Origin of the sequence: Streptomyces sp. NPDC056061 (assembly GCF_042266885.1) — a bacterium.
Taxonomy (GTDB): domain Bacteria; phylum Actinomycetota; class Actinomycetes; order Streptomycetales; family Streptomycetaceae; genus Streptomyces.
Genome location: NZ_JBHJWQ010000003.1, coordinates 84,103 through 101,025 on the forward strand (window position 1 = coordinate 84,103; position 16,923 = coordinate 101,025).

Consider the following 16,923-nt stretch of genomic DNA (forward strand, 5'->3'; position numbering starts at 1 on the left):
TGAGCGTGCCACTTCCAATCCGGACGTATCTCGCTCGGTCTCACTGTGCCACGGCGTGAGTTACACCCCGTTGTCCTGCGTATCCCCGCACGCGAGGGCCATCCGTCGCCCGCCACACACGCGGCATGACAGCGAACAGCTCCCGGCCGGAGGAGTCCGGCCGGGAGCTGTTTCACGTGGAACCTGAAACGCCCGGAGCCGTGAGCCCAGCGATCACTGGGCTCACAGTAGGCAGGCTACTTCTCCGCCTTGTCCTTCGCCGACGCCGCGTCCTTCGCCGATGCGGCAGGCTTGCGGAGCTGGATGTTCAGCTCGCGCAGGCGGGACTCGTCCAGCTCCGTCGGGGCACCCATCATCAGGTCCTGGGCGTTTCCGTTGAGCGGGAAGGCGATCGTCTCGCGGATGTTGGGCTCGTCCGCGAGGAGCATCACAATGCGGTCGACGCCCGGGGCGATGCCACCGTGCGGCGGGGCGCCGAGGCGGAAGGCGCGCAGCATGCCCGCGAACTCGTGCTCGACGGTCTCGCGGTCGTAACCCGCGATCTCGAACGCCTTGAGCATGACGTCGGGCTCGTGGTTGCGGATGGCGCCCGAGGACAGCTCGATGCCGTTGCAGACGATGTCGTACTGCCAGGCGAGGATGTCCAGCGGGTCCTTCTCCTCCAGGTCCTTCATGCCGCCCTGCGGCATCGAGAAGGGGTTGTGGGAGAAGTCGATCTTGCCGGTGTCCTCGTCCTTCTCGTACATCGGGAAGTCGACGATCCAGCAGAACCGGAAGACGTCCTCCTCGAAGTGGCCGGCGCGCTTGGCGGCCTCGACGCGGACGACGGACATGATCTTGGAGACCTCGTCGAACTCGCCCGCGCCGAAGAAGACGGCGTGGCCGGGGACGAGGGAGAGGCGCTCGGTGAGCGTCTTGACGTCGTTCTCGGTGAGGAACTTGGCGATCGGGCCGGCCAGTGCCCCGTCCTCGCCGACGCGGACCCAGGCCAGGCCCTTGGCACCGTGCTGGACGGCGTAGTCGCCGAGGCCGTCGAAGAACTTCCGGGACTGACCCGCGGTGTCCGGGACCGGGAGGGCACGGACGTGCTTGCCGGCGAACGCCTTGAACTCCGAGTCGGCGAAGATGTCGGAGATGTCGACGAGTTCCAGCTTGGCGCGCAGGTCCGGCTTGTCGTTGCCGTACTTCAGCATCGACTCGCGGAACGGGATGCGCGGGAACGGCGAGGTGACGTGGCGGCCGTTGCCGAACTCCTCGAAGAGCTCGGTCATCAGCTTCTCGATCGGCTGGAAGACGTCCTCCTGCTCGACGAACGACATCTCGACATCGAGCTGGTAGAACTCGCCCGGCGAGCGGTCGGCGCGGGCGTCCTCGTCGCGGAAGCACGGAGCGATCTGGAAGTAGCGGTCGAAGCCGGAGATCATCAGCAGCTGCTTGAACTGCTGCGGGGCCTGCGGCAGGGCGTAGAACTTGCCCGGGTTCAGGCGGGACGGGACGACGAAGTCACGGGCGCCCTCGGGGGAGGTCGCGGTGAGGATCGGGGTCGCCATCTCGTTGAAGCCGAGGGCCACCATCTTGGAGCGGATGGAGGCGATGACGGCCGAGCGCAGCATGATGTTGCGGTGCATGCGCTCGCGGCGCAGGTCGAGGAAGCGGTACTCCAGACGACGCTCCTCGTTGACCCCGTCCTCGGTGTTGATCGTGAAGGGCAGCGGCGCGGCCTCGCCCAGCACCTCGACCTCGGACACCTCGATCTCGATCTCGCCGGTCGGGAGCTCCGGGTTGACGTTGTCGGCGCCGCGCGCGGAGACCTTGCCGTCGATCCGTACGACGGTCTCCTTGGTGAGCTTCGCCAGGGCCTCGTTGGCAGGGGTGCCGGGGCGGGCGACGAGCTGCACCAGACCGTAGTGATCGCGCAGATCGATGAAGAGGATGCCGCCCAGGTCTCGGCGATTGTGCAGCCAGCCGCTCAGCCGGACGTCGGTGTCGACGTCAGAGGCGCGGAGCTCGCCGCAGGTGTGTGACCTGTACCGATGCATCGTCGTTCATCCAGTCTTCGCGGTTCGGGGTGGATTCAACCACCCAAGGCTACCGCCCGCGCCCGCACCTCTTCATTGACATTGCCATTTCAAGATCATCCGGAACGGGTCGACGGACCGCGTCCGGGCCGGAGCGCGCCCCACCCCCGACCTCCACCGGAACCGGGCGCCACCGGGTGGCCGACCACACTGGCGTTCTCGGTTCGGATATTCCTAAAGTGGGACAATGCGCACCGACGATGTCCTTGCCGCGACCGCGACCGGTCTGTGGCACTGGGACAACGGAGCCGGGACCGTGACGCTCGACGCGGAGGCGGCCCGGCTGCTGGAGCTGCCCCCGGCGGCCGGTGTCCTCCGCGAGTCGGCGGTGCGTTCCCGATTCCACCCGGTCGACTGGAACGAGATATACGGAGTGGTGAGCCTCGCGCTCGCCGAGGGCACCCTCGCCGAGGCGCGGCTGCGCATCGTGGACCCGCAGGGGCGGGTGCTGCGCACCGTGCGCAGCCGGGCCAAGCTGTTGCCGCCGCAGGAGCCGGGCGGCATGGACTACTCGCTGGTCGGCACCCTTCAGGAGGTCGCCGAGCCGCAGCCGGGCACCGCCGGGGCGCACACCACCATCACCGGGGACTGGCGCCGTTCCCGCGAGGCGTTCCTGCTGGACGCGGGGCGTGCGCTGGCCGAGGCCCGGTCGACCGAGGAGGTGCTGCGCGTCGCCGCCTCGCTGTCCATGCCCGGGTTCTCCCCGGACGGCCTGGCGGTCTTCGGCATCGCGGGCGACCGGCTGTCGATCACCGGGCACCACGGGCACAAGGCGGGCGACGAGGCCCCGTTCAACGAGATACGGCTGGACGCCGACTACCCGGCCGCCGAGGTCATACGTACGGGCCGGGCGATCTACCTGCCCTCGCCCGAGGAGTACCGGCGGCGCTACCCGACCACCTGGCCGCTCGCCGGCCCGTTCGCGCGCCAGTCCTGGGCCTTCCTTCCACTGACGGTGGCGGGGCGGACGACGGGCGCCTGGCTGGCGGCGTTCCGTCACCCGGTGTCGTTCTCCGCGGAGGAGCGGTCGGTCCTGACCACGGTCGCGCGGATGCTCGCCCAGGCGCTGGCCCGCGCCGGGATCGCCGAGACCGAACGGGAACTGTCGCTGGGGCTCCAGCGCTCGATGATGCCGTCCCTCGGGCCCGCCGTCCCGGGCATGACCGTCGCCGCCCGCTACGTCCCGACCGGTGGCGGACTCCAGGTCGGGGGCGACTGGTACGACATGATCCCGCTCCCCAACGGCCGGATCGCCCTCGTCATCGGCGATGTCCAGGGCCATGATGTGCGCGCGGCGGGACTGATGGGGCAGTTGCGGATCGCCCTGCGCGCGTACGCGGCCGAGGGGCACCGGCCGGACGCGGTGCTCTCCCGCGCGTCCCGGTTCCTCATCGGGCTCACCGACGCGTACGAGGACGGGGAGGAGACCGGACCGCGCTTCGCCACCTGCCTGTACGCGGAGGCCGATCCGGAGACCGGTGTCCTCGACATCGCACGGGCCGGCCACCCCGACCCGGTCGTGGTGACGGCCGACGGGACGGCGATGATCCGTCAGACCGAGGGCGGGCTGCCGCTCGGCGTCGAGGCGGACACCGACTACCCGACGAGCCGGCTCACGCTGGGCCCCGGGGAGACGATCATGCTCTGCACGGACGGGCTGATCGAGACCGGCGGCCACGACATGGCGACCGGCTGGATCCGGCTGCGACCGATCCTGGAACAGCAGACGGACGACTTGGAGAAGCTTGCGGACGCCCTCGTCCAGGCCGTGCACGGGCCGACCGCGCACTACACGACGGGACCGCTTGCGGACCGCCGGGAGGACGACATCGCCGTACTGCTGCTGCGACGGGACGGCGGAGCACCGCAGGGGCTGGTGGGACGGCGCACCACGCTGACCATCGCGCAGGCCGAGCCGGAGCAGATCTCGGTGGCGCGGCAGCAGTTGCGGGAGCTGCTGCGGGACTGGGCGGATCCGGAACAGGTCGACGCGGCGGTGCTGATGACCTCCGAGATGGCGACCAATGTCCTCGTCCACACGGACGGGGACGCGCTGCTGGTGGCCAAGGCGACGGGGGAGCACGGTGAACGGCGGCTCCGCGTCGAGGTCGCCGACGGCAGCGACGAACTGCCGCACCGGCGGCGCCCCGGGGAGATGGCCTCCAGCGGGCGGGGACTGGTGCTGATGGAGATGCTCGCCGACGCGTGGGGGGTGGACCCCCGGGGCGCGGGGAAATCGATCTGGTTCGAGCTGTACGAGTCGAACGCGGAGGCGCCGGGGGACGAGGCCGCGGGAACGGGGACATCGGGCACCGGAATCCCCGGAGCGGGGACACCGGGGACACCAGGGACACCAGAGGCACCAGAGGCACCGGAACGGGGAGACCGCGGGGACTGACCTCAGTCGCCGACCGGGCCCGCGTTCCTCCCGCGCAGTTCGCCGAGAATCCCGAAGGCCGCCGCGCAGACCGGCACCGCGAGCAGCATGCCCAGCAGGCCCGCGACGGAGGCCCCGGCGGTGAGCGCGATCATGATCACGGCCGGATGCATCTGGACCGTGCGGCTCTGGATCACCGGTTGCAGGATGTGGCCCTCCAGGAGCTGCACGGCGACCACGACCCCCAGCGCCCAGAGCGCGATCACGAACCCCCGGTCGGCGAGTGCCACGAGGACCGCCACCGCGCCGGAGATGAACGCCCCGAGATACGGGATGTAGGCGCCGACGAGGACCAGCGCCCCCAGGCCGACCGCGCCGGGCACCCGCAGGATCAGTAGGCCGACGGTGATGCAGACCGCGTCGATCAGCGCGATGAACGTGGTGCCGCGCATGAAACCCTCGACGGCTTCGAACGCCCGCCGCCCCATGGCCTCGACCAGGTCCCCCGTTCCGCGTGGGGCGATGGCGTGGGCGAGGCCCGCCGCCCGGTCGGAGTCGCGCAGGAAGAAGAAGGTGAGCAGCAGGGCCAGGACACTTGCCGCGATCAGCGAACCGATCAGGCTGATCCCGGTAAGGAGCCCGCCGGCGGCGCTCGCGCCGAACTTCTCGGCGAGTTTCCGGGCGTTGGTGACGAGGCTGTCCACATCGGTGTGCTTGGCGATACCGAAGTGGTCGACGAGCCACTGCCCGGTGTGCTTCAGCGAGCGGATGATCTGCTCGCCGTTGTCGACGAGTGCGGTGACGACGATGTATCCGGCGCCGCCGACCACCACGACGAGCAGGGCGCAGGTGAGTACCGCGGCCACGGAACGGTTCATGCCGTGCTGCGTCAGCCGGCGGTGGACCGGGCCGAGCAGGGCCGTGCCCAGCAGAGCCAGCAGTACGGGCGTGACGGCCGTCTTGAGCACGACGCACAGCCAGATGGCGACCGCGGCGACTCCGGTGACGAGGAGGACGACACCGCACCAGGCGGCCGTGCGCCGCGCACCGTCGGGCAGGAGGGGCTTGGGAGTCTGCACCCTCCCACCCGACCACGGTGCGCGTGCCGTGTCCCGCGCGCGCAGCCGTATGGGTGACGGACTGTCACATCAGGGCGTCGTTTCGGGCGCAGCTTCGGGCACCGCTTCGGCCGGCGCCGGTCGTCACATGCCGTGGACGGCGGGCACCGTGCCGAGCCGGCCGGCCTGGAAGTCCTCGAATGCCTGCTTCAGTTCGGCCTGGCTGTTCATGACGAACGGCCCGTAGTGCGCCATCGGCTCCCGGATCGGGCGACCGCCGAGCAGCACGACCTCCAGGTCCGGAGCGTTGCCGTCCTGCTTCTCGTCCGCGCGGACGGTCAGCGAGGAACCGGCGCCGAAGACCGCCGTCTGCCCCATGTGGACGGGGCGGTTCTCCGCGCCGACGCTGCCGCGCCCGGCGAGTACGTACGCGAGCCCGTTGAAGTCCTCGCGCCACGGCAGGGTCACCTCGGCACCGGGACGCAGGGTGGCGTGGATCATCGTGATGGGGGTGTGGGTGATGCCGGGGCCCTCGTGACCGTCGAGCTCACCGGCGATGACACGGAGCAGCGCGCCGCCGTCCGGGGACGTGAGGAGCTGGACCTGGCCACCGCGGATGTCCTGGTACCGGGGCGCCATCATCTTGTCCGCCCTGGGCAGGTTCACCCAGAGCTGGAGGCCGTGGAAGAGGCCGCCCGACATCACGAGGGACTCCGGCGGGGCCTCGATGTGGAGGAGACCGCTCCCGGCAGTCATCCACTGGGTGTCGCCGTTGGTGATGGTGCCGCCACCGCCGTTGGAGTCGTGGTGGTCGAAGATCCCGTCGATGATGTACGTGACGGTCTCGAAGCCCCGGTGCGGGTGCCACGGGGTCCCCTTCGGCTCCCCGGGCTGATACTCCACCTCGCCCATCTGGTCCATCATGATGAACGGGTCGAGGTACTTGTAGTTGATCCCGGCGAACGCGCGGCGAACCGGGAATCCCTCGCCCTCGAACCCACTCGGTGCCGTGGTGACGGCGAGCACGGGACGGGCCACCGCGTCGCCGGACGCGGCGACCTTGGGCAGGGTCAGCGGGTTGTCGACGGTTACTGCGGGCATGGCGCCACCTCCGGATGTTGTTCTGCACTCAATTTAGTTGAATGCTGAACATCCTGCAAGGCGCCCTTCATTCCCGCAGCGCCCCGCCGGGCCGACGGCGACAACGCCGAGGGCCCGCATCGGACGATGCGGGCCCTCGGCGGAGCAGCGGAAAGAACAGCGGGAACGTGGGAGATCAGCCGCACATGCGGCGCATCAGCCGTACATGCGGCGCATCGCGAAGTCGACCATCTGCTCCACGGCCTTGGCGTCGAAGACCATGCGGTGCTCGCCCTCCATGTCGAGCACGAAGCCGTAGCCGGTCGGCAGCAGGTCGATCACCTCGGCCCCGGTGATCACGAAGTACTTGGACTCCTTGCCCGCGTACCGCCGCAGCTCCTTGAGCGTGGTGAACATGGGGATCACCGGCTGCTGCGTGTTGTGCAGCGCGAGAAACCCCGGATTGTCGCCGCGCGGGCAGTAGACCTTCGACGTCGCGAAGATCTGCTGGAAGTCCTCGGCGGACAGCGAGCCGGTCGTGAAGGCGCGTACCGCGTCCCCCAGGGACGGCGGCGAGGGCTCGGGATACAGCGGCTGCTCGCCGTAGCCGCCGCCCATCTGCTGCTGCGCGCCCGGGTTCTGGTCGTAGCCGTACATGCAGCAAAGAGTAATCGGACACATCAGACCCTTGAGGGGTTGCGTCTTATTACTGGCGGGTAGCATCATCGGAGAGGTCAGCTGATATCCGCACCGCCAGCTCGTCGCCCGCCCGGCCCGCACCCCGCGCCCGGGGCGTTGCGTGCCACTGCTATTGATTACGGAGCCTTCCATGGGGCACTACAAGTCGAATCTCCGCGACATCGAGTTCAACCTCTTCGAGGTGCTCGGTCGCGACAAGACGTACGGCACCGGTCCGTTCGCCGAGATGGACGTCGAGACGGCGAAGAGCATCCTCGACGAGATCACCCGCCTCGCGGAGAACGAGCTGGCCGACTCCTTCGCCGACGCCGACCGCAACCCGCCGGTCTTCGACCCGGAGACCAACACCGCGCCGGTCCCGGACACCTTCAAGAAGTCGTACCAGGCGTTCATGGACTCCGAGTACTGGCGCCTGGGCCTGCCCGAGGAGATCGGCGGCACCACCTCCCCGCGCTCGCTGATCTGGGGCTACGCGGAGCTGTTGCTCGGTGCGAACCCGGCTGTCTGGATGTACTCCTCCGGCCCGGCCTTCGCCGGCATCCTCTTCGAGGAGGGCAACGAGGCGCAGAAGAAGGTCGCCGAGATCGCCGTCGAGAAGCAGTGGGGCTCGACGATGGTGCTGACCGAGCCGGACGCCGGATCGGACGTCGGCGCGGGCCGCACGAAGGCCGTCGAGCAGGAGGACGGCTCCTGGCACATCGAGGGCGTGAAGCGCTTCATCACCTCGGGCGAGCACGACATGTCCGAGAACATCCTCCATTACGTGCTGGCCCGCCCCGAGGGCGCCGGCCCCGGCACCAAGGGCCTCTCGCTCTTCCTGGTCCCCAAGTACCACTTCGACTGGACCACCGGCGAGCTGGGCGAGCGCAACGGCGTGTACGCGACGAACGTCGAGCACAAGATGGGCCTCAAGGCGTCCAACACGTGCGAGATGACCTTCGGCGACAAGCACCCCGCCAAGGGCTGGCTGATCGGCGACAAGCACGACGGCATCCGCCAGATGTTCCGCATCATCGAGTTCGCCCGCATGATGGTCGGCACGAAGGCGATCGCCACCCTGTCGACCGGCTACCTCAACGCGCTGGAGTACGCCAAGGAGCGCGTCCAGGGCAGCGACCTGTCGCAGTTCATGGACAAGTCCGCCCCCAAGGTCACCATCACGCACCACCCCGACGTGCGCCGCTCGCTCATGACGCAGAAGGCGTACGCGGAGGGCATGCGCTCCCTCGTGCTGTACACCGCCACCGTCCAGGACGCGATCCAGGAGAAGGAGGCCGCGGGCGAGGACGCCAAGGCGCTGCACGGCCTGAACGACCTGCTGCTCCCGATCGTGAAGGGCTACGGCTCCGAGAAGTCGTACGAGCAGCTCGCCCAGTCGCTCCAGACCTTCGGCGGCTCCGGGTACCTCCAGGAGTACCCGATCGAGCAGTACATCCGCGACGCCAAGATCGACACCCTCTACGAGGGCACCACGGCGATCCAGGGCCAGGACTTCTTCTTCCGGAAGATCGTCCGTGACCAGGGCGCCTCGCTGAACGCCCTGTCCGAGGAGATCAAGAAGTTCCTCACCGGCGCCCAGGGCAACGAGGAGCTGGCCGGTGCGCTGGACTCGCTCGCGAAGGCGGCCGTGGACCTGGAGGCGATCGTCGGCACGATGATCACCGACCTCACCGCGACCGGCGAGGACGTCAAGAACATCTACAAGGTGGGCCTCAACACCACCCGCCTGCTGATGGCCTCCGGTGACGTCGTGGTCGGATACCTGCTGCTCAGGGGCGCGCTCGTCGCGGCCGAGAAGCTGCCTACCGCGTCCGCGAAGGACGTCGCCTTCTACCAGGGCAAGATCGCCGCCGCGAAGTTCTTCGCCGCGAACGTCCTGCCGGGCGTCGCCACCGAGCGGGCGCTCGCCGAGTCCGTCGACAACTCGCTGATGGAGCTGGACGAGGCCGCGTTCTAGTCCGCCGGCCGTCGGCGCACACCGCCGACACGCACCGCCGACACGCACCGTCACCCGGGAAGCGCTTCCGGGTGGCGGTGCCGTCGTTCCCACCCGGTCGCGCCCGGGTTCGTGGCCGGAATCAACGCGACAGGCGCCCTCGGTCAACGGTGGAATCTCCCCGCTCCGGCCTCGTTACAGTGTGGAACATGAGTTCCTCCCCCCGCTTCGATCGCGGTCACACCGACGACCTGATGGCCTTCCTGATGGCCTCCCCCTCCCCCTACCACGCGGTCGCCACCGCGGCCGAGCGGCTGGAGAAGGCCGGATTCCGGCAGGTGGCGGAGACCGCGTCCTGGGACGGCACCAGCGGTGGGAAGTACGTCCTGCGCGGCGGCGCGATCGTGGCCTGGTACGTGCCGGAGGGCGCCGAGGCGCACACCCCGTACCGGATCGTCGGGGCGCACACCGACTCGCCGAACCTGCGCGTCAAGCCACTGCCCGACACCGGGGCGTACGGCTGGCGCCAGGTCGCCGTGGAGATCTACGGCGGAACGCTCCTCAACACCTGGCTCGACCGCGATCTCGGGCTGGCCGGCCGGATCTCGCTGGCCGGAGGCACCCACCGGCTGGTGAACATCGAGCGACCGCTGCTGCGCGTGCCGCAGCTCGCCGTGCACCTCGACCGGTCGGCCAACCCGGACGGCCTGAAGCTCGACCGGCAGAAGCACATGCAGCCGATCTGGGGACTCGGGGACGTCGAGGAGGGCGACCTGATCCGGTTCGTGGCCGAGGAGGCGGGCGTCGACGCCGACGAGGTCATCGGCTGGGACCTGATGCCGCACCCCGTCGAGCCGCCCGCCTACCTGGGTCGGGACCGCGAGCTGCTTGCCGGGCCCCGGATGGACAACCTGCTCTCCGTGCACGCGGCGACGGCCGCGCTCGCCGCCGTCGCCGGTCAGCCGGACGCCGAGCTCCCGTACATCCCGGTCATGGCCGCCTTCGACCACGAGGAGAACGGCTCCCAGTCCGACACCGGCGCCGACGGACCGCTGCTCGGCACGGTCCTGGAGCGTTCCGTCTTCGCACGCGGCGGCACGTACGAGGACCGTGCGCGGGCCTTCGCCGGGACCGTCTGCCTTTCCTCCGACACCGGCCACGCGATCCACCCGAACTACGCCGAGCGCCACGATCCGACCCACCACCCGGTCGTCAACGGCGGACCGATCCTCAAGGTCAACGTCAACATGCGGTACGCGACCGACGGCAGCGGCCGGGCCGTGTTCGCCGAGGCGTGCCGCAAGGCGGGCATCCCGTGGCAGACGTTCGTCTCCAACAACTCGATGCCGTGCGGCACCACCATCGGCCCGATCACCGCCGCCCGGCACGGCATCCAGACCGTGGACATCGGCGTCGCGATCCTGTCGATGCACAGCGCCCGGGAACTGTGCGGGGCGGACGACCCGTATCTGCTGGCCAACGCGCTGTCGGCGTTCCTGGCGGGCTGAGCGGACCGTTCACCGGCCCGGCGACGGCCGGGCCGTTCCCGTTCCCGTTCCGTTACGGGGCTCGGCTCCGTTCCGTTCCGGGGCCCGGCCGAGCGGAGCCGTCCCGTCCGGTCGGCAGCGGCCAGGCATCGGTTCCGGTGGCTGTCCGGCGGCGACCGTTCGCCGGGTGGGCGGCAGCCGTTCGCCGGGTGGGCGGCGACCGCTCACCCGGCCCGGTGTCCGGCCGAGATCGGCGGTCTGCGGCTCCAATACTTCCCGGTACCCCCGATATCCTGGGGCTTTGTCAGTGCCCCCTCCGGGGCATCCGCCCGGGAGGGGAGACGCCCGTGGAGTTCCGGCTGCTCGGCACGGTCTCCGTCGACACATTCACCGGACCGCTGCCGCTCGGTCCCGCCAAACGCCGCAGTCTGCTCGCCGCCCTGCTGCTGTCCGCGAACACGCCCGTCTCCATCGCCCGGCTCACCGACTCCCTGTGGGACGACGCGCCGCCGCTGCATGCCCGCAGCGTCATCCAGGGGCACGTGTCCCGGCTCCGCGCCCTCCTGGTGGGCGCCGACGCCGAGGCGTACGGGGTGGAGCTGGTCACGCTCGGCGACGCATACCTGCTGCGGCTGCCGGAGACGCTGCTGGACGCGCACCGGTTCGAGGAACTGCTGATGCTCGCGCGGGAACAGCGCAACCCCGCCGACTCGGTGTTGATGCTCAAGGAGGCCCTGTCGCTGTGGCAGGGACCGGCACTCACCGGCGTGTTCGCCGCTCCACCGCTCCAGGCCGCCGCGCACTCGCTGGAGGAATCGCGACTGGCGACGGTCGAGCAACTGGCGCGCGCCTACGCGGCGCTGGGGGAGCACAGCCGGGCCGCGACCGTGCTGCGCGCGGAAGCGGTCGCCCACCCGATGCGGGAGTCGCTGGCCGCGGCCCTGATGACGGCGCTCTACCGGGCGGGGCGCCAGTCGGAGGCGCTGGACTGGTTCCACCGCACCAGGCGGCTTCTCGCCGACGAGCTGGGCATCGACCCGGGACACGAACTCGCCGACGCGTACGCGCTGATCCTTCGCGGCGACCCCGGGCCGGAGACCCCCGCCGAACCGGGCGACCGCACCACCGAACCGGGCAGCGACAGAGCGGCCGAGAACACCTCGGTTCCGGCTCCGGGCTCGATCCCGATCCAGGCACCGGCCCCGAAGGACGGCACCGGGCCGCTATGCGGCGGGGACCGTGCAGCGCCCGGCGCGGGCCGGGCAGCCGGTACGGAGGGCATGCCCGTCGGCCCCCTGCCCCGTCCGTCCATCGTCCCCGTCCCTGCCCCCGCCGTCGGCGATCCGCACCCCACCGATCTGCTGCCCCGCGCGCCACGCGGTTTCCAGGGGCGGGCCGGTGAACTCGCCGCGCTCAGCCGGGCCGCGGCGGGCGAGGCCCCCGTCTGCCTGGTCACCGGACCGGCCGGAGTGGGAAAGACCGCGCTGGCCCTCCAGTGGGCGCACCGCAACACCGCCGCGTTCCCGGACGGACGGCTCTTCGCCGATCTGCGCGGGTTCAGCGACACCGGTGAGCCCGAGCCCATGGAGGTGCTGCGCGAGTTCCTGCTGGCGCTGGGCGTCGCCCCACGTCGCGTCCCCGAGTCCGTTCCCGCCGCGGCCGCGCTCTTCCGGTCACTGACCGATCGGCGCCGACTGCTCGTCGTCCTCGACAACGCCCGGGAATCCGCCGCGGTCAGGCCACTGCTGCCGGGCGGCGCCGACTGCGTCACGCTGGTCACCAGCCGGAACCGGCTGGAGGGCCTCATCGCCTCGGACGCGGCCCGTCCGGTGCCGGTCGACGTCCTCGAACCGCAGGACGGCACCGCCCTGCTGGCCGGAGTGCTCGGCGAGGAACGGGTCCTCGCCGAACCCGTGGCGGCCCGTCGCCTCGCCGAGCTGTGCGGGGGCCTGCCGCTGGCCCTGCGGGTCACCGCGGCCCGGCTGGCGGGGCGCCCCCGGTGGACGCTGGCGGGCCTCGCCGACGAACTCGCCGACGAACGGAGCCGGCTGACGTATCTCGACGTGGACGACACCGGTGTCCCGGCCGCGCTGCGGCTGACCGTGCAGCAGCTGCCCCCGGACGCCGTCCACCAGTTCACCCGGCTCGGGCACCACCCCGGCAGCCACTTCGACCCGTACACGGCCGCCGCGCTCGCCGACACGGACCCGGTCGCCGCCGCGACGGCACTGGAGCGGCTCGCCACCGCCCACCTCGTCACCGAGACGGCCCCGGGGCACTGGGTGCTGCACGACCTGGTGCGCCTCTACGCCCGCGGCCTGGACCCCGCCGCCGGGGACGCGACGCTCCTCCATGTCCTCGACCACTACATCGCCACCGCGCTCGCCGCCGCCGACACGGCCGAACCCGGCGGCGAGCCCTGCTTCGTCCTGCCGGAGGGCTTCCGTGTGCCCGCCGCCGTCCGGGACTTCACCGACCGGGCGACGGCCATGCGCTGGCTGGCCACCGAGCGCGACGATCTGAGCCTGGCCGCCGTCGCCGCCCGCGCCGCAGGACACCACGACCGGGCCTGGCGGATCATCCTGCTCCAGTGGCCGCAGGTCGTGTGGCGGGTCCGGGACAACTGGTCCCCGCTGCTGCAACTCGCCCTCGACTCCGCCCGTGCCGAGAAGAATCCGTACGCCGAGTCACGGGTGCTCAATCTGCTGGGCTGGGTGCTCACCGAGGAGGGCAGGACCGCGGAGGCCATCGCCCTGCTCGAACGCTCGCCCGGTCTCGCCCGACGGGCCGGTGACCGGCTCGGCGAGGCGACCGCGCTGATCAACCTGGCGGTCGTCCAGGCCGAGGAGGGCGAACTCGATGCGGCGCTGGAGGACTGCGCACGCGCCGTCGACCTGGCCCGCGAGGAGGCCGACGCGCACACCGAGATGCTCGCCCTGCAGCATCTCGCCCGGATGCAACTCACCGCGAACCGACCGCAGGACGCCCTCGACTCCGCCCGCGCGGCGCTCGATCTCGGGCCCGAACACGAGGAGGGCGCCCGCCGGGTACTGCTGCTGACCGTCGGCGGGGAGGCCCTGTTGGCGCTCGGCGACGAGGAGGAGGGCATCCGGCTGCTGGACCTGGCGGCCGCGGAGGCGGAGCGCGCCGAGTACGGCCAGGGCGCGGTCCGGGCCCTCGAAGCGCTGCTGCGGGTCACCGCACGCGCGGAGTACCGCAGGCGGTACGAAGAAGCGGTGCGACGGCTCGCCGACGACGGCTGATCCAGGCCCGCCCTGCGCGCCGTACCGTCCCGCGTCCGCGGCGGAGGCGGTGGCGAGGGCGTTGCGGAAGGGCTGCCGAAGACGTCAGCGGGACGTCAGCCGGACACCAGCAGAACGTGAGCGCCGGGGCCCAGACTCATGGATGTCAGCAGGTCAGAGGCGTTCGCCCGAGACCAGGCGTCCGCTTCCCATCACACTCGGGGGAATTTCCATGAACACCTTCCGCTTCCGGCCCGCCGCCCTCGCCGCCGCTACCACCGCTGTGCTCGCCCTCGCCCTCACCGCCTGCGGCGGGGACGACACCGGCACGAAGTCCGCGGGCCCGGCGAACGAAGCCGCGTCGGCCGGGGCTTCGACGGACGCCTCCCAGTCGACCACCGACGCGACGACCACGAGCACCGGGAAGACCGGCGGTACCACGCAGAACACCGGAGCCGCGAAGACGGGCGCCTCGAAGACCGGCACGTCCAACGGCGGTACCAAGGCGGGCGGCGACACCAGCGACAGCTACGCCTACAAGCACCCGTGCAAGAGCGGCGACCTCTCGGTGCGGGTGTACCCCCGCGAGGGTTCGTCCACCCAGCACGTGATCGAGGTCAACAACGTCGGCGCGAACTCCTGCGGCCTGAGCTACTACCCGCAGGTCAGCCTGGGCGCGGCCAATGCCTCGGACCACAGCTCCGACATCCGGCCGGCCGTTCCCGGCGGCCTCGGCGGCGCCCCCGCGTACCCGGTCGGGCCCAAGACCGCCGCCATTGCGGTGATCGACCTCAACCCGAGCGGTGCGAATGGCGTGACCTGGGTCGACGAGATGAATGTGCTCGCCGACGGCGACCACATGCCCAACGCGGACACGCAGAACTTCGGCCTCGGCCCCGATGTGAAGGTGAACAATCCGAAGCTGGGCCTGTACCGGAGCACGGTCGCCGACGCGGTGAGCTCCATGAAGCAGGCGGGCTGACCTGCTGAGCCGGGCCGTACGACGGGTCCTGCGGGACGCGGTACCGCCCCGCCGCGCACACCGCACCCGGCGCGCGGAAGGCCCTCCGGTTTCAGGGCTCCACGCGCCGTCAGGCCCGGTCGTCCATGCCTGCCAGCACCAGCGGCAGACGGGGCGTTCCCTCCGCACTCACGCGGACGGGGACGCCCCAGTCCTGTTGGTGGACGTGGCAGGCCGGGTACTCGTTCGACGGATCGTCGTCGCAGGAGGCGGCCATCGCGGAGACGTGCAGGACCCCCTCGGTGATTCCGTCGGCAAGGACCAGGTCACGGAAGAGGTCGGTACCGGTCCCGGCCCCCTCGGCCAGGAGTTCCGGCGGCGTCGCCGAGACGAGCAGCCGGGTCGAGGGACCGTACCGGGTGTCCAGCTTCTGCCCGGCGGGCGCCTGGAAGACGACGTCGAGCCGGAGCGTGCCCGGAGCGATCTCGGTGGCTGCACGCCGGGTGCGGTGCGCGCGGTCCGCGACCCGCACGGCCTCCTCCGGCAGTCGCAGCCGGGTCAGCCGGTGCCGGGCGGACTCGACGACCGCGAGGTCACCGTCCACCAGTACGGCATCGCTGGGCTCGCGCAGGTCCGTGGCGAGCGTCGTGACCTCGTCGCTCGCGGGATCGTAGCGGCGCAGCGCTTGGTTGTACGTGTCGCAGACGGCGACGGAGCCGTCGGGCAGGGCCGTCACGCCCAGCGGATGCTGGAACAGGGCCTGGTCAGCGGCGCCGTCCCGGTGCCCGAAGTCGAACAGGCCGGTGCCGACGGCCGTGCGGACGGCGAAGCCGTCGCCGTCGCGTTCGACGTACCGGAGCGCGGACGTCTCCGAGTCGGCGACCCACAACCGCTCCCCGTCGGTCGACACGGCGAGCCCGGAGGGCTGGGCGAACCATGCCTCCTCGGCCGGTCCGTCGACGAGTCCCTCATTGGTCGTTCCCGCCGCGACCCGCACGGTCCCCGTCGCCGGGTCGTACATCCACAACTGGTGGACCCCGGCCATGGCGATCCACAGCCGGTCCGCGAACCAGGCGACGTCCCAGGGCGAGGAGAGGGCGACCTCTCCGGCCGGACCGGACGTCGGCGATCCCTGCCACCACTGGCGGCCGGTACCGGCGAGGGTCGTCACCGCTCCCGTGGCACGGTCCAGGGCCCGCACGGTGTGGTTCACGGTGTCCGCGACCGCGATCCGGCCGTCGGGCAGCACGGCGAGTCCCTGTGGTTCGGAGAACCGGGCCTCGTCGACACCTCCGTCGGCGTATCCCCGGTCGCCGGTGCCGACGTGCCGACGGACCGTCTCGCCGTCGGATTCGAGCTCGACCAGGCGGTGGCGGGTGGTGTCGGAGACGAGGAAGCCGCCATCGGGCAGCAGCAGTGCCTTGCCGGGGAACCGCAGATGCGTCGCGACCGGCTCGGGCGGGACGTAGGGGCCGTTGCCGCGCCGCAGCGTGCCCTTCGCCGCGTGCTCGGCCTCCAGTTCCTCGACCAGCTTCTCGATGGCGTGCGCATGGCCCTCGCCCGCGTGCTGCGCGACGACGTAGCCCTCGGGGTCGATGACGACCAGCGTGGGCCAGGCCCGTACGGCGTACTGCTTCCAGGTCGCCAGTTCCGGGTCGTCGAGGACCGGGTGCTGAACCTCGTAGCGCTCGACCGCGTCGACAACCGCCTGGTGTTCGGCCTCGTGGACGAACTTCGGCGAGTGGACACCGATGATCACGACGGTGTCGCGGTGCTTCTCCTCCAGCGCGCGCAGTTCGTCGAGGACGTGCAGACAGTTCACGCAGCAGAAGGTCCAGAAATCCAGAACGACGATGCGTCCTCGCAGGTCGGCGAGGGTGTACTGCTGGTCGCCTGTGTTGAGCCAGCCGCCCTTGCCGATCAGCTCGGGGGCCCTGACGCGCGCGCGTGTTGCCATGTGGACAGTCAACATCACCGCGGCCCGCACGCATTCCGGCGGGTCATG

The 16,923-nt window shown here is 71.0% G+C and carries 10 protein-coding genes; 5 read left to right on the top strand and 5 right to left on the bottom strand.

What is annotated here, in order from left to right; genetic code table 11:
• Positions 1-236: 236 nt before the first annotated feature.
• Positions 237-2,039 carry an aspartate--tRNA ligase gene (gene aspS / locus ACFC79_RS06455; RefSeq protein WP_376236005.1) on the bottom strand — a complete coding sequence of 601 codons (1,803 nt, stop codon included), beginning with the start codon at positions 2,037-2,039 and terminating at the stop codon, positions 237-239.
• A 226-nt stretch (positions 2,040-2,265) separates the two neighbouring features.
• Between aspS and ACFC79_RS06460 the strand changes: the two genes are divergently transcribed.
• Complete coding sequence (locus ACFC79_RS06460; RefSeq protein WP_376236008.1) at positions 2,266-4,476, top strand: SpoIIE family protein phosphatase; 2,211 nt, start codon at positions 2,266-2,268, stop codon at positions 4,474-4,476.
• A 2-nt stretch (positions 4,477-4,478) separates the two neighbouring features.
• Here ACFC79_RS06460 and ACFC79_RS06465 read toward each other — a convergent pair whose 3' ends face one another.
• The 3 genes from ACFC79_RS06465 to ACFC79_RS06475 all read right to left on the bottom strand — a co-directional run bounded on the left by ACFC79_RS06465 (position 4,479) and on the right by ACFC79_RS06475 (position 7,250).
• Positions 4,479-5,534 carry an AI-2E family transporter gene (locus ACFC79_RS06465; protein WP_376236011.1) on the bottom strand — a complete coding sequence of 352 codons (1,056 nt, stop codon included), beginning with the start codon at positions 5,532-5,534 and terminating at the stop codon, positions 4,479-4,481.
• A gap of 123 nt (positions 5,535-5,657) precedes the next feature.
• Positions 5,658-6,614 (bottom strand): pirin family protein, encoded by a 957-nt coding sequence (locus tag ACFC79_RS06470; protein ID WP_376236014.1) that lies wholly within the window; start codon positions 6,612-6,614, stop codon positions 5,658-5,660.
• A 195-nt stretch (positions 6,615-6,809) separates the two neighbouring features.
• Positions 6,810-7,250: an SseB family protein gene (locus ACFC79_RS06475; RefSeq protein WP_148836880.1), complete on the bottom strand. Its 441-nt coding sequence runs from the start codon at positions 7,248-7,250 to the stop codon at positions 6,810-6,812.
• Positions 7,251-7,422: 172 nt separating this feature from the next.
• Here ACFC79_RS06475 and ACFC79_RS06480 point away from each other — a divergent pair, with 172 nt between their 5' ends.
• The 4 genes from ACFC79_RS06480 (at position 7,423) to ACFC79_RS06495 (ending at position 14,939) form a co-directional block, all read left to right on the top strand.
• Positions 7,423-9,249, top strand: a complete 1,827-nt coding sequence (locus ACFC79_RS06480) for an acyl-CoA dehydrogenase (protein ID WP_376236017.1) — start codon at positions 7,423-7,425, stop codon at positions 9,247-9,249.
• Positions 9,250-9,437: 188 nt separating this feature from the next.
• Positions 9,438-10,736, top strand: a complete 1,299-nt coding sequence (locus ACFC79_RS06485) for a M18 family aminopeptidase (RefSeq protein ID WP_376236019.1) — start codon at positions 9,438-9,440, stop codon at positions 10,734-10,736.
• Between the two features lie 326 nt (positions 10,737-11,062).
• Entirely contained in the window at positions 11,063-13,978 is a 2,916-nt protein-coding gene (locus ACFC79_RS06490; protein ID WP_376236021.1) for a BTAD domain-containing putative transcriptional regulator, read from the top strand.
• 211 nt (positions 13,979-14,189) lie between these two features.
• On the top strand, positions 14,190-14,939 hold the full coding sequence (locus ACFC79_RS06495; RefSeq protein WP_376236023.1) for a DUF4232 domain-containing protein: 750 nt from the start codon (positions 14,190-14,192) through the stop codon (positions 14,937-14,939).
• 109 nt (positions 14,940-15,048) lie between these two features.
• On the opposite strand, the gene ACFC79_RS06500 is transcribed toward ACFC79_RS06495, so the two are convergent.
• Positions 15,049-16,875, bottom strand: a complete 1,827-nt coding sequence (locus ACFC79_RS06500) for an NHL domain-containing thioredoxin family protein (protein ID WP_376236025.1) — start codon at positions 16,873-16,875, stop codon at positions 15,049-15,051.
• Positions 16,876-16,923 lie beyond the last annotated feature (48 nt).

Coding starts and splice junctions, on each gene's coding strand:
- ACFC79_RS06460 (WP_376236008.1), top strand. CDS start 2,266: ATGCGCACCGACGATGTCCTTGCCGCGACCGCGACCGGTCTGTGGCAC.
- aspS (WP_376236005.1), bottom strand. CDS start 2,039: ATGCATCGGTACAGGTCACACACCTGCGGCGAGCTCCGCGCCTCTGAC.
- ACFC79_RS06500 (WP_376236025.1), bottom strand. CDS start 16,875: ATGGCAACACGCGCGCGCGTCAGGGCCCCCGAGCTGATCGGCAAGGGC.
- ACFC79_RS06480 (WP_376236017.1), top strand. CDS start 7,423: ATGGGGCACTACAAGTCGAATCTCCGCGACATCGAGTTCAACCTCTTC.
- ACFC79_RS06475 (WP_148836880.1), bottom strand. CDS start 7,250: ATGTACGGCTACGACCAGAACCCGGGCGCGCAGCAGCAGATGGGCGGC.
- ACFC79_RS06495 (WP_376236023.1), top strand. CDS start 14,190: ATGAACACCTTCCGCTTCCGGCCCGCCGCCCTCGCCGCCGCTACCACC.
- ACFC79_RS06470 (WP_376236014.1), bottom strand. CDS start 6,614: ATGCCCGCAGTAACCGTCGACAACCCGCTGACCCTGCCCAAGGTCGCC.
- ACFC79_RS06485 (WP_376236019.1), top strand. CDS start 9,438: ATGAGTTCCTCCCCCCGCTTCGATCGCGGTCACACCGACGACCTGATG.